The following is a 12,943-nucleotide window of genomic DNA, read 5'->3' as shown; positions in this document are numbered from 1 at the left end:
GTCGCGGCATCGCTGACGCGTGAATCACTCACTCACTGGAATGATCGCCATGAACGCTTCTTCTTCCGTTCAGATCGGCCGGCGCAGCACGGTTGAAGCGCCGCGTCCGGCGCCGATGCACATCGTGCTGTTCGGCGCGGGACACGTCGGGCATGCGCTCGTCAAGTTGCTCGGCAGCTTGCCGTGCGTAGTCCAGTGGGTCGACGAACGCGACGAACTGTTCCCCGACGAAACGCCCGCCAACGTGCAGGTCGAAGCGACCGATACGCCGGATGCGATCGTCGACACGGCGCCGCCCGGTGCGTATTTTCTGGTGATGACGCACAACCATGCGCTCGATTTTTCGCTGGCCGCGCGCATCATGCGGCGGCGCGATTTCACGTACTTCGGCATGATCGGTTCGAAGACCAAGCGCGTGAAGTTCGAGCGCAGATTGATCGATCGTGGCGTGGATCTGGACCGGCTGGTCGAGATGACGTGTCCGATCGGTGTGGCGGGTATCGTCGACAAGGCGCCCCCGGCGATCGCCGTGGCGGTGTGTGCGGAGTTGCTGCAGATCCGTTCGCGGCAGGTTGCGGCGCAGGCCGCGATGCAGAAGCTTTGCGCGAGCGTTTGAAAGTGTGAGCGCGTGAACGACTAAGACGCAGCGGAGCGCGACGCGCCCGCTTCAACGACAACAACGTCAGCCCTACGCGGTTGACGTTTCTTTTTTCTGCGGCCGCTTCGCGCGGCGCATTTTCTGCGCGACCAATCCATCCGACACTTGCGACATCAGCGTGCGCAGCCAGCCGACATCGCTCGGGCGATCCGGCTGCGGATGCCATAACTGATAGCACTTGATGCGCGGAAACGGAATCGGCACGTCGACCACCGCGAGCGGCAGGATGCTCGCGTAGTGCATCGCGAAGCGGCGCGTGGTCGTGAAGATCAGATCCGATTGCAGCAGCGTTTGCGGCACCAGCCCAAAGTACGGCAGCGTGGCGACGATGCGCCGGTCGGCGCGCGCCCGCGCGAAGCCGATGTCGATCGCACCGCCGCGCGCGCCGCTATACGGCGTCGGCGCGAGATGCGGCGCGGCGAGATACGCTTCGCGCGTCATCGGCATGCGCGTGAGCGGATGGTCGGCGCGCATCAGGCACACCACCGTGTCGGAAAACAGATCGCTACGTTCGAAACGCGGGTCGGGCTTCGGCCAGTTGCCGATCACCAGATCGAGTTCGCCGGCATCGAGCGCGGCGGAGTGATCGAGCATCGGACTCAACGAATCGATTTCGAGCCGTGCATGCGGGGCCGCTTCGCGGAATTGCGCGATCACGGTCGGCATGAAGAAGTCGTTCAGATAATCCGGCGCGGCGACGCGAAAGGTACGGCGCGAACGGCTGGCATCGAAATCGCCATGCGGCGTCGCGACGAAATCCACTTCGCGCAGCACGCGTTGTGCGGAAGCCAGCAGCGACTCGCCGTATTCGGTGGGCACCATGCCCGACTTGCCGCGCACGAGGATCGGGTCGTTCAGCGTCTCGCGCAGTTTACGCAGCGCGGTGCTAATGGCAGGTTGAGTTTGATTCAGACGCAGCGCGGTCTGCGTGACGCTGCGCTCGACTAGCAGCGTACGCAATACGCGCACGAGCCAGATATCGAGGGAGGCGGCGGTGTCGTCCATGTTCAAGGCTAAACGAGGCAGGCGGTTCGGGCCGCAATGAAGCGTCGGACGGAGCCCGCCCGCGAACTTGCCCGCGCTCTGGGCGCAAAGGTTATAACCTTAGGCCGTTTGCGGAGCAGTAGCATAGCGGGCGCGGTATGGCCGGCATCAGCACGGCCTTTTCGGCGCTATCGTGGCTGTTTTCGAATGCTTTAAGACCTCTGCCGACGCTCGCATCGTCACGCGCGCCGATCCGGATCGCGCGAAGCTTGCGCTTGCCTTACGTCGGGTTCGCGGGGTTCGCCGAATTCGTCGGTATGTCCACGACACCCGAAGCCAGCGCGCTGATCCGCTTCACTTCTTTCGACTCGAGCCAGTTCGGCGTGCGCGCGCAATACAGCACCATCGGCAAGGCGTCTTCGCCCCAGAACAGTTGATCGTTGAGCCGGAAGGTTGGCACGCCGTAGACGCCGAGACCGATCGCGTCCGCGGTGTTGCGCTGCAATTGCGCGCTCACGTCGGGGCTTTTGATCAGCTCGGGACCGTCGGGCATGCCGACGCGTTCGCACAGTTCGGCAAACGCCGTTTCACTCGACGGATCGCGGCCTTCGCGCCAGATGAAGCGGAAAATCTCGCGCACGAACTGCACGTCGCCCTTCGCCGCGGTGGCGAGCAGCAGCGGCTTCATCGAATCGAACGGATGAGCCGGCGGCATCTTGTACGGAATGCCGAGTTGCTCCGCGCGAAACAGCGCGTGCCGGTACAGGAAGGTGCGCTTGGCGGGCACGCTGTAGGCCGGCCGTTGTCCCCAGTGGCTATACAGATCGTTCAGGACGACCGGTGTGAATGCGAAGTCGAAGCCCGGCCATTTGTCGTGTTGCTCGAGCAACAGGTACGTGAACGGCGAGACAAAGTCGTAAAACCAAAGCGGTTGCCTGGCGTCGATGCCAACGGTCATAAGTGTCTCCCGGATTGCCTGGTCCGCACGGCGCCTCTGCTGGACCGTCGGAATTGTAATGATCTTACGCGGTGCGGCGGCCGCTTGCACCCTCGATCAATATGGTTTGCGGCCGGCGCTGCCTGGCGTCTCGCCGATCTCGGCGGCTTCGTTGGCGGCGGTTTTGTCCGCGGCGGGGGCTTCGTCAGCGGCGTTGGTCTGGGTCTCGGGGGCGTCGTCCGATTCATCGGTCGTGTCGTCGCGCTGGGTGTCGCGAGCCTGCGTGAGCCGCTGACGCACGAAGCCGATATGCTCGCGCAACACATAGAACTGATCCGCGTAGGCCAGCGGCATTTTCAGACCGTTGACCGACTCCTCGATCGCGTCGAGACGTTCGATCAGCGACGCGCGTTCCGTCGCCGAATACTCGCTGAGCGCGCTGCGTTCGATCGCGATCAACGCACCATACCAACGGTAGATTCGCGACTTCACCCGCCACGCATACAGCGACGGCACCAGCCGCAACGCCGGCACCAGCAGCACGATCAGCGGCACCACGACCACCAGCAGCCGGTCGGCGAGGCTCGCGAGCCAGAACGGCAGCACCCGGTACAGGAAGCTCTTGCCCGACTTGTAGTAACGCGCGGCGTCGTCGCTGATCGGGAAGTCATGCGCGAGCGGCGCGGGGAATTCGCCCGCGCGCTGCAGGATGTTCGCCTTGCCATGCACCTCGCGCGCGGCTTCGATCAGCAGATCGGAAAGCGCGGGATGCAGCGAGTCGCGCGCCACCAGTTCGGCGGTGGGCGCCACCATGTGAATCGGCGCGGACGGCAGGTTCTTGCCGAGGTCGAATGCGCCCATCGGCATTTCGAGTTGCGTCAGATAGGGGAAGCGGCGGGTGTACGCTTCGGCCTGCGTGAAGTCGTAGAACTGCACGTTCGGTGTGCGGTAGAGCTTGCCCATCACCGCCGGCTGCGCCGAGTCGCCGGCGAGGAACGCCGCGTCGACCTTGCCGGAAACGAGCGCGTCGGCGGCGTCGTCGCCCGACAGAGGCAGCAGTTTGGTCGCGCCGCCCGGCACGATGCCGTTGGCCTTGAGCAGCGCGAGCGCCAGTTCGCGCGTGCCGCTGCCCTCGGCGCCGACCGCGAGGCGCAGGCCTTTGAATTCGGAGAGCCGCGTGACGGTCGGGCCGTGATAGAAGATCGCCAGCGGCACATAGGCGACGCTGCCGAGCGACATCAGGCCTTCGCTGGCGGGGCCGGGCGCGACGCCGTCCTGCACGAAGCCGACGTCGACGTTCGACTTCGGGTCCGAGAGCCGCTTGAGGTTCTGCAGCGAGCCTTCGGAGGCCAGCACGTTCAGGGTGATGCGGTTGCGCGCGAGAATCGTTTTGTACTTCTGCGCTGCATCCCAGAAGGTGCTGCCCTCGGGACCGGCGCTGATGGTCAGCGTGCTGGGCGGCGCGGGCTGGATCAGCCGCACGGCGACCCAGACCGCCGCCACGGCGATCAGCAGGATCGGGCCGAACGAGACCGCGAGGTCGCGCCAGGAGATCGCGACGAAACGGGCGACGAGACGGGGAGGGCCTTTGCGGCCGGTGGCAGGCTTCATCGGATGACGTGACGGCGACGGTCGAAGGTGAACGGGGCGCGGCTGGGCGGCGCGTGAACCGGCATGCGGCGCTGGCGCCTGGCCAGGCCGGCACGGTGGCGAGTCGCGCGGATTTCAGCTGGGCCGCGTGGCAGCGTGTGTCGCGCCGATGGTACCTGAGATTCCGGCGACGGCGAAACGCGCGGCGGCTGCCCGCGCCGACAAACCCGTAACAAATCGTGAATGCAGCGTGAACGCAGCGTGAGTGCGCCGCGAATGCGCGATGAATAGAGCGTGAATACCCTGGTGAAAGGGCGCTAAACCCGAACCGTCAAACACTGCGCCGATTGACTAAACCCTTTGCGCTTCTGGCTCGGCTAGATTAAATTGTGCATCGCTGCCGCGAACCGATGTTTGCGCGGCGCGACCCGGCATGACTGACAAGAACCGGGCGCGTCGGCGGACTTCGCGGCTTGCCGGTTTTGTACCGTGGCGCCTGCCTGCATGCGCATACGGCACCCGGTCTCTCTCGCCTCTCGCACATCGTGTTGCAGCCTTAGTCGGCCTCGCCCAGCCGCGCCTTGTCGCGCGCGCGGCGCGGCCGCGGGTAGTCGTAACGAAGCCGCTTTGATAGGCGGTCCAATGTGTAGCTAAGGAGAAGAGAAATATGAAATCGGTCGGTTTTCTGAAAACGCTGGGCTCGGTGGTGGCAATGGTAGTGGCGTGCAATGTGTACGCTCAGGCAAGCGATGCACCGAGCACGATGGCAGCGCCGGCTGCAAGCGCCAAGGCGACCAAGAAGGCCAACAGCCAACTCGGCCGCAAGGTGCGTGGCGTGCTGGCCAAGTCGCAAGGCATCGACGTATCGAACATCGCTGTGCGTGCCCGTGGCGGCGCGGTGACCCTGACGGGCTCGGTGCCCAACCAAGGCCAGATCGACGCTGCCGGCGATGCCGCCAAGGGCGTCGCGGGCGTGACGTCGGTGACGAACAAGCTGACCGTCGTGCAGCAGTAAGCAGGCGGCCGGCAGCGGACGGTAGGTCGCAAGCTGCAGCCACGCGTACGGTGCCGATTGGCGCTGTACGCGCCTGGGAATCAGATCAGTGGCCCAGCGCCGCCTTGCGCCTTCCGAATGCATGTCAGTGCAAAAAAGCCCCGGGTTCAGCCGGGGCTTTTTTTTCGCTTTATTTCTCGGCGCGAGGATTTTTTGTGCGGTGAAGATGGGGCATCGCCGTTGCGGCCCGAGCCGCGAGCGAACGCTACCGCCGGTCTGTGTGCTGCGACACACAATTGCCGTAGGCCGGAGCGTACTGTGATGCATGGGAAACCGGAGTCGATGCCATGGAAACCACGCTATTGCGCTACACGGATCTGCCGATCGGCGATCGGGCGGCTTTCGAACTGGTTTGCGCGCGGCACGGCTTTGCGCCGGCGCATTTCGACATCAGCGCGTGCGTGAATCCGGGCGATGCCGCGCCGGAGCGTCTGGTCACGGTACGCCGTGGCGGCTGGGCGCAGTCTTATCACGACCGACACGGTCAGTGGATCCGGCAGTTCGAATCCGATCTGACGTGCAGGTTCTTCAAGTGAAGATCAGCTGAGAGCGGACGCCTGACGGCTTGCGCCTCAGGCCAGCACGAGCCGCACACCGACCAGCGTCAGCGTGGCGGCGAGCAGATTGCGCAACAGCTTGTCCGGCGCGCGCGACGACAGAAAACTGCCGATCGCGATACCCGGCAACGATCCCACCAGCAGCGACAGCAGCATCGACCAGTCGATCGAACCCAGCAGCCAATGGCCGGCGCCCGCCAGCAGCGTGAGCGGCACCGCATGCGCGATATCGGAACCGACGATCCGCGTGGTCGGCAGCAACGGATACAGCAGCAGCAACACCGTCACGCCGATCGCGCCCGCCCCCACCGACGTCAACGACACCAGCACGCCGAGCACCGCGCCGGTCAGCATCGTCAGCACGAGCGTGCGACTCTGGCGCGGCGGGCGTTGACGGCGCGCGCCGAGCGCCGCGAGTTGCGGGCGGAATACCAGCGCCACTGCGGTCACCAGCAACGCGACGCCCAGCACGATCTGAATCACCCGGCTGGCGCCCGGCGTGTCCATCCCATAGCGATGCAGCAGGATCAGCGTGAGCGTGGCCGCCGGCACGCTGCCTGCGGCGAGCCGCAGCGTGATCTGCCAGTCGACCGAGCCCTTCAGGCCGTGCACGAGCGTACCGGTCGCCTTGGTGGCGGCCGCGTAAAGCAGGTCGGTGCCGACCGCGGTAGCCGGATGTACGTTGAACAGCAGGACGAGGATCGGCGTCATCAGCGAACCGCCGCCGACGCCCGTCAAGCCGACCAGAAAGCCGACGAACAGGCCGGAGACGGAGTACAGCAGATCGATGTGGGGAAGAGCCATTGAGCGGACCGCTGACGGTCGGATGGGGTGAACAGGTTAGGTGACGAGGTCGGCACGCGCGCGGCTTGAGCCGCGCGTCTGCAGTCCGGCGATGGCGCCGCTACCGACGCGCCGGCGTGCGGCGAAAGGCGCTATTGTCGCAAAACTGCCGCGTCCGCGTACGGAACGCCCTAACGCGCGCAGGGACAGCGGCTCGAAGCCGCTCCCGCGCGCCGTCACGCTGGCGTGTTGCCGCCGCTTACGCTCAAAGCGCGCGGCGAATTTCGACGATGCCGAATACCGCCAGCGTGATCCCCACCATCCGGTCAATCGCGACGCGCAGCTTGCTGCCGATCGCGTGACGCGCGAGCGACACCACCGTCACGAGGAAACACCACCACGCGATCGATCCGCAAAACACGCCGCCGACCGTGGTCAGCGCAACGCCCGACGAAAACGCGCCACGCGGCGCGAGCGTGGTGAACAGCGCGGCGAACATGATCACCGTCTGCGGATTGGTCAGCGTGAGCAGAAACGAACTCGCATAGGCACGCAGCGCGCCGGCACGGCCGACTTGCGCGAGCTTGCCGTTGCCTGCGCCGTTGGTGTCGTCGGCGGGGGCTTTTTGCAGCAGCGCGCGCACGCCCAGATACAGCAGGAACAGACCGGCGAGCAGATGCAACGGACGGTCATACGCCAGCATGAACTGCGAAATGCCGACAAGGCCAAGTGCCGCGATCAAACCGTAGACGGCGTCGCCGCTCGCAATGCCAAAGCCGATCGCAAGGCCCGCGCGCGGACCGCCGGTCAACGTGCGGCGGATGCACAGCATGCCCATCGGGCCGACCGGCGCGGCAATCGCGAGACCGACGCCGGCGGAGGTGAGGAAGAGACTGGTGGTGGACATCAAAACCCCTGGTTGATTGTTGTGGTTCGTTACGGGTTGTCGTGTTTCGTTTCAGCACTGCATGGCGGCACGCTGAAAATGAAGAGCATCCCAGCATAGCCAGACTTAAAAAACCGGGCAAGGTTGTTCGCTGCTTGTTCTTCGCTGCAAGCGAGCATGGTTATTAGGTACGACTCGCTGCAGCACACGCGTCCGACGGCCGTGGATACCCTGGGGCCAACTTTAACCGCGCTTTCCTCGTGCATAATTTTCTCACTTCACCTTCTGGGAGCGGGCCCGCTCATGTGGCAAATCGATCAGGTGACCTTGCGCCTGTTCATCGCCGTCTGCGAGGAAGGCACGATCGCGCGCGCGGCCGAACGCGAGTTCATCGCGCCGTCGGCGGTCAGCAAGCGGCTCGCCGATCTGGAGGCGCTGGTCGACGTCGCGTTGCTGTCGCGCAGCCAGCGCGGCGTGCGCGCGACTGCGGCCGGCGAAGCGCTGTTGCGGCACGCGAAGCTCATCATGCGCGGTCATGAGCGCTTGCAGGCCGAACTCAGCGAATACGCCGCCGGTGCGCGCGGGCATGTGCGGGTGCTGGCGAACGTGTCGTCGATGGTGGAGTTTTTGCCCGAGGCGCTGTCGTCGTTTCTGAAGAGCAATCCGCAAATTCGCGTGGACGTCGAGGAACGCGTGAGCGCGGAGATCGTGCGCGGTCTGGAGGAAGGTGTCGCCGATCTCGGCATCTGCCGCGACGTCGTGGCGATGGGCAATCTCGATGTCTTGCCGTACCGCGCCGATCATCTCGCGCTGATCGTGCCGCGCGCGCATCCGCTCGCGGGAGAGGCCGCTGTCGGCTTCGAGCAGACACTGGCGTTCGATCATCTCGGGCTCGCGTCGAATGCGTCGGTGAATGCGCTGATGCAGCGTATCGCGGTGGAGAAGGGCCACGAGTTGAATTATCGAACGTACGTGTCGACGTTCGATGCGGCTTATCGTTTCATTCAGGCGGGTCTCGCGGTGGCGATCTTGCCGCGAGAAGCGCTGCCCCGTCATGCTGCGGATGAATACGGCATCGTCGCCGTGCCGTTGCGCGAGGCGTGGGCCGAGCGGCGCTTTGTGATTTGCGTGCGCGATCGTCAGGCGTTGACGCTGGCGGCGGCGAATTTGCTTGAGCATTTGCTGCGCGGGTAGGTGAGGCGGCGTCGTTTCGTGAGCGAGCGTTGCCGCCTGGTTTGATCTGCGTGCGAAGCGTGCCTTGAGCAAAGCGCGTCCTCGGGAAAGCGTGCACGAGGCAAAGCACGCCCCGAAACAAAGCGCTCCGAAGCAAACACACGCGCGAATCGCCCTTCCCATGCCCCTGAAAAGCCCTTAAGGGTTTCCCCTTTGCGACGGCTTATGCCCGTCCCGCATGCCTGCGCGGCCATCGCGAGCGGCGATGGAGTGCGTCGTCAACGCAGACTTTTACGCGCGACCCGGCGCGCGCACGCTGTCACTCAGTTGCTTCATTCCTCGCATTCAGCGCGACCTTCAAGATCGGGATTCGACATCATGAGTGATACCAGGGAGCGCGTCGTCGTGACCGAAGTCGGCATGCGCGACGGTCTGCAAAGCATCGCCCGCACGATGCCCACGGAATTCAAACGTCGCTGGATCGACGCCGCCTATGCCGCCGGCGTGCGGCACATGGAAGTCGCGTCGTTCGTGCCCGCGAAGCTGTTGCCGCAAATGGCCGATGCCGATGCTGTCATCGCCCACGCGCTCACCTACGACGACCTGACCGTGACCGCGCTGGTGCCGAATCTGAAGGGCGCGCAACGGGCGCTCGAAGCCGGCGTGCATCGCATCGTCGCGCCGATCTCGGTGAGCGCCGCGCATAGTCTCGCGAATGTGCGCAAGACGCCCGCGGAGATGATCGACGCGTTCGCGGCGATGCGCGAGTTGATCGATAGTGCGGCGAGCGATGCAGGTGCAGACGCTAGCGCAGGCGCCGCGGCAACTGCCAGCGGTCACGTTCGTGTCGGAACACGCGGACACCGCGTCGAACTGATCGCAGGATTGTCGACGGTGTTCGGCTGCACGCTGCAAGGCGCGGTGCCGTACGCCGACATCGCCGCGATCGCGCGGGCCGCCGCGCAGGCCGGCGCCGATGTGATCGCGCTCGGCGACACCACGGGCGAAGCGACGCCGCGCCAGGTCGGCGAAATCATCGAACTGGTCCGCGACGCGGTGGGCAACACGCTGCGCTCGCTGCATTTCCACGACACGCGCGGCCTCGGTCTCGCCAACACGCTGATCGCGTTGCAGCACGGCATTCGCGAATTCGACGCGTCGCTAGCGGGTCTCGGCGGCTGTCCGCATGCGCCGGGCGCGACCGGCAACGTCAACACCGAAGACCTCGTGTTCATGCTCGACAGCATGGGCTACGACACCGGCATCGACCTCACGCGATTGCTCGCGTCGCGCGCCGTGCTCGCCGACGCATTGCCCGGCGAACCGCTGTACGGCTATCTGGCACGCGCCGGTTTGCCGAAGCAGTTCGCCGCTGCTGGTCCTTCTTCGGGTTCCTCTTTCGACTCTACCGAATCACAGGTGCTGCAATGACTACGCATTCGTCTTCTGCTTCTTCTTCTGCTCAGGCCGCGCCGCAGCAAGCGGGCGCCTTGCCGCTCGCCGGCATTCGCGTGATCGAGTTGTCGCATATGGTGATGGGTCCAACCTGCGGGATGATTCTCGGCGACCTCGGCGCCGAAGTGATCAAGGTCGAACCGCCGCGCGGCGACGGCACGCGTCGTCTGCTCGGTACCGGCGCGGGGTTCTTTCGTACCTTCAATCGCAACAAGAAGAGTGTCGCGCTCGACCTCGATAGCGAAGCGGGACTGGCCGCGCTGCACAAGCTCGTCGATACCGCCGATGTGTTCGTCGAAAACTTCAAGCCCGGTCGAATGGCGAGTCTCGGTCTCGATTACGCGTCGCTGCGCGAGCGCAATCCGAAGCTGATCTATGTGTCGCACAAGGGCTTTCTGAACGGCCCTTACGAACACCGCCTCGCGCTCGATGAAGTCGTGCAGATGATGGCCGGTCTCGCGTACATGACGGGTCCGGTGGGTCGTCCGTTGCGTGCGGGCAGTTCGGTCAACGACATCATGGGCGGCATGTTCGGCGCGATCGGCGTGCTCGCCGCGCTGCACGAACGACACGTGAGCGGACGCGGCAAGGAAGTACAGAGCGCGTTGTTCGAGAACTGCGTGCTGCTGTCCGCGCAGCACATGCAGCAGTACGCCGCGACGGGTGTGCCGGCCGCGCCGATGCCTGAACGAATCAGCGCCTGGGCCGTGTACGACGTGTTCACGTTGGCCCATGACGAGCAGATGTTTATCGCCGCGACCGGCGACGGTCAATGGCGCGCGCTGTGCGCGATTCTCGGCCGCGCGGACCTGCTGGCCGACCCGCGCCTCACGACCAACAACGATCGTGTGCTGGCGCGCGAGTGGCTGCTGAAGACGCTCGGCGAGACCTTGCGGGAATGCGATGGCGCGACGCTCGTGCCGCAGTTCGAGCGCGACCACATTCCGTTCGCGTCGATCACGAAACCCGAAGAGTTGTTCGACGATCCGCATCTGAACGAGAGCGGCGGCCTCGCGCGTTTGACGCTCGACGATGGTACTGAGACGGCGATGCCGCTGCTGCCCATTTCGCTCGATGGAGCGCGCTTGCAGCCGCGTCAGCCGATCGCGAAGATCGGCGAGCATACCGTCGATGTGCTGCGCAGTTTGGGTTATGACGATGCGCAAATCGCAGCGCTGGGTGGTGGTTCGACGCAGGCGCCGCGCGAAGCGGCTTGAAGCGGCTTGAAGTGGATGCATCGCGAGATGCGTTGAATGTGGTCAATCAATCTCACCCGGCGGTAAGACCGGAACTCAGCAACACGTTGCATGGGATCGGAGTAAGAGCGAAAGCGTCAACTCTGACCGACCGCAACCAAGGAGACAGGCGATGAAGTCGTCGAATCATGCGGTATATGCGACAGCGGTCGGCGATGCCGGCGCGTTGGGCGGTGTGCCTTCGGGCACGGATGTGTCGAGCGGCGGCCGCGCCGATGGTATTGCGCTGGACGGCGCGCGTATTTCCGCGCGGCTCGACCGTCTACCGGCGACGCTCTCGATCTGGAAGCTGGTGATGCTACTGAGCCTCGGGCTATTCTTCGAACTCTACGACCTGATGTTCTCCGGCTATATCGCGCCGGGACTCGTGCGCAGCGGCATTCTCACCGCGACCACGCGTGGGCTGTTCGGCACCAGCGGCGTGGCGAGTTTTATCGCTTCATTGTTCGCGGGTCTGTTCATCGGCACGGCGGCGTGTGGATTTCTCGCCGACCGCTTTGGCCGACGCGCGATCTTCACGTGGTCGCTGCTGTGGTACACGGCGGCCAATATCGTCATGGCGTTTCAGGACACGGCGGGCGGGCTCAATCTTTGGCGCTTCATTGCCGGGATCGGTATTGGCGTGGAGATCGTGACGATCGGCACGTATATCTCCGAGCTGGTGCCGAAGCATGTGCGTGGACGGGCGTCGGCGTGTTCGCAGGCGGTGGGCTTTTGCGCGGTGCCGATCGTCGCGTTTCTGTCGTATCTGCTGGTGCCGCACCGTTATTTCGGAATCGATGGCTGGCGCCTCGTCGTGCTGACTGGCGTGGTCGGCGCGATCGTGGTGTGGTGGATCCGCCGACGTCTGCCGGAGAGCCCGCGCTGGCTCGCGCAGAAAGGCCGGATCGATGAAGCGGATGCGGTGATGACGCGTCTCGAAGCGCGTGTGGAGCGCGAATATGGCCGGCCGTTGCCTGAGCCTGCGATGCCGGAGCCGGTGCGTGCGCGGGCAGCATTTCGTGATCTGTTGGTGCCGCCGTATCGCAAGCGCACGCTGATGCTGATCATCTTTCACGTGTTTCAGACGATGGGGTATTACGGCTTTGCTAACTGGATTCCGACGTTGCTGATCAAGCAGGGGATTACGGTGACGACCAGCTTGATGTACGCGAGCATTATCGCGATTGCTGCGCCGCTTGGACCGTTGTTGGGGTTGTTGATTGCCGACCGCTTCGAACGTAAGACGGTGATTATTTTTATGGCGGCGGTGAATGTGGTGTGTGGGTTGGCCTTTAGTCAGGCGCGGGAGACGGTGTTGCTGGTGAGTTTGGGCGTGTGTCTTGTGCTGGCGGGCAATATCATTTCGTATAGCTATCACGCGTATCAGGCGGAGCTTTTTCCTACGAGTATTCGGGCACGGGCCGTTGGCTTCGTTTATTCGTGGAGCCGGATTTCGGCGATGTTCTCTGCGTTTGTTATTGCCGGATGCTTGAGCCGGTTTGGGGTTAATGGGGTGTTTGTTTTTATCTCCGGGGCGATGGCGGTGGTGATGGTGGCGATTGGGCTGCTGGGGCCCAAGACGCGGGATGTTGCGTTGGAGGATATTTCCGGGTAGCTGCTGGTCGCTT

General features: G+C 64.4%; 12 protein-coding genes. 7 read left to right on the top strand and 5 right to left on the bottom strand.

The genetic code is table 11. The features are described 5' to 3' along the window. Positions 1–49 precede the first annotated feature (49 nt). Positions 50–616 (top strand): xanthine dehydrogenase accessory protein XdhC, encoded by a 567-nt coding sequence (xdhC, locus tag GGD40_RS09410; RefSeq protein ID WP_257030385.1) that lies wholly within the window; start codon positions 50–52, stop codon positions 614–616. 72 nt (positions 617–688) lie between these two features. Here the strand turns inward: xdhC and GGD40_RS09405 are convergent, their stop codons facing one another. From GGD40_RS09405 to GGD40_RS09395, 3 genes are all read right to left on the bottom strand, one after another. Beyond that, positions 689–1,663 (bottom strand): LysR substrate-binding domain-containing protein, encoded by a 975-nt coding sequence (locus GGD40_RS09405; RefSeq protein WP_179743463.1) that lies wholly within the window; start codon positions 1,661–1,663, stop codon positions 689–691. Positions 1,664–1,922: 259 nt separating this feature from the next. Continuing rightward, positions 1,923–2,600, bottom strand: coding sequence for a 2-hydroxychromene-2-carboxylate isomerase (locus GGD40_RS09400; protein ID WP_179706702.1), 678 nt, complete (start codon positions 2,598–2,600; stop codon positions 1,923–1,925). 96 nt (positions 2,601–2,696) lie between these two features. After that, the gene (locus GGD40_RS09395) at positions 2,697–4,190 is read right to left on the bottom strand and encodes a TAXI family TRAP transporter solute-binding subunit (protein ID WP_179743462.1); all 1,494 of its coding nucleotides are present in this window, start codon (positions 4,188–4,190) and stop codon (positions 2,697–2,699) included. Positions 4,191–4,836: 646 nt separating this feature from the next. Between GGD40_RS09395 and GGD40_RS09390 the strand changes: the two genes are divergently transcribed. Both GGD40_RS09390 and GGD40_RS09385 read left to right on the top strand, forming a co-directional pair. Further along, positions 4,837–5,184: a BON domain-containing protein gene (locus GGD40_RS09390; protein WP_179706698.1), complete on the top strand. Its 348-nt coding sequence runs from the start codon at positions 4,837–4,839 to the stop codon at positions 5,182–5,184. Positions 5,185–5,510: 326 nt separating this feature from the next. Then, positions 5,511–5,759, top strand: a complete 249-nt coding sequence (locus GGD40_RS09385) for a hypothetical protein (protein WP_179706694.1) — start codon at positions 5,511–5,513, stop codon at positions 5,757–5,759. 36 nt (positions 5,760–5,795) lie between these two features. On the opposite strand, the gene GGD40_RS09380 is transcribed toward GGD40_RS09385, so the two are convergent. Together GGD40_RS09380 and GGD40_RS09375 are read right to left on the bottom strand one after the other, a co-directional pair. After that, positions 5,796–6,584 (bottom strand): sulfite exporter TauE/SafE family protein, encoded by a 789-nt coding sequence (locus GGD40_RS09380; protein ID WP_179743461.1) that lies wholly within the window; start codon positions 6,582–6,584, stop codon positions 5,796–5,798. A 244-nt stretch (positions 6,585–6,828) separates the two neighbouring features. Then, entirely contained in the window at positions 6,829–7,470 is a 642-nt protein-coding gene (locus GGD40_RS09375; protein WP_179743460.1) for a LysE family translocator, read from the bottom strand. A 282-nt stretch (positions 7,471–7,752) separates the two neighbouring features. On the opposite strand from GGD40_RS09375, the gene GGD40_RS09370 reads away from it, so the two are divergent. The 4 genes from GGD40_RS09370 (at position 7,753) to GGD40_RS09355 (ending at position 12,930) form a co-directional block, all read left to right on the top strand. Then, positions 7,753–8,643 carry a LysR substrate-binding domain-containing protein gene (locus GGD40_RS09370; RefSeq protein ID WP_179743459.1) on the top strand — a complete coding sequence of 297 codons (891 nt, stop codon included), beginning with the start codon at positions 7,753–7,755 and terminating at the stop codon, positions 8,641–8,643. A 357-nt stretch (positions 8,644–9,000) separates the two neighbouring features. Beyond that, a complete protein-coding gene (locus tag GGD40_RS09365) occupies positions 9,001–10,053 on the top strand; it encodes a hydroxymethylglutaryl-CoA lyase (RefSeq protein WP_179743458.1) in 1,053 nt (350 codons plus the stop codon). Continuing rightward, positions 10,050–11,294, top strand: a complete 1,245-nt coding sequence (locus GGD40_RS09360; protein ID WP_179743457.1) for a CaiB/BaiF CoA transferase family protein — start codon at positions 10,050–10,052, stop codon at positions 11,292–11,294. Before GGD40_RS09365 ends, GGD40_RS09360 begins: the two co-directional genes overlap by 4 nt. Before the next feature lie 151 nt (positions 11,295–11,445). After that, a complete protein-coding gene (locus GGD40_RS09355) occupies positions 11,446–12,930 on the top strand; it encodes an MFS transporter (RefSeq protein WP_179706684.1) in 1,485 nt (494 codons plus the stop codon). Positions 12,931–12,943 lie beyond the last annotated feature (13 nt).

This window comes from Paraburkholderia bryophila (genome assembly GCF_013409255.1).
GTDB lineage: Bacteria > Pseudomonadota > Gammaproteobacteria > Burkholderiales > Burkholderiaceae > Paraburkholderia.
The sequence above is the reverse complement of the archived record's forward strand: the minus strand, read 5'-3'. Positions and strand labels throughout refer to the sequence as shown.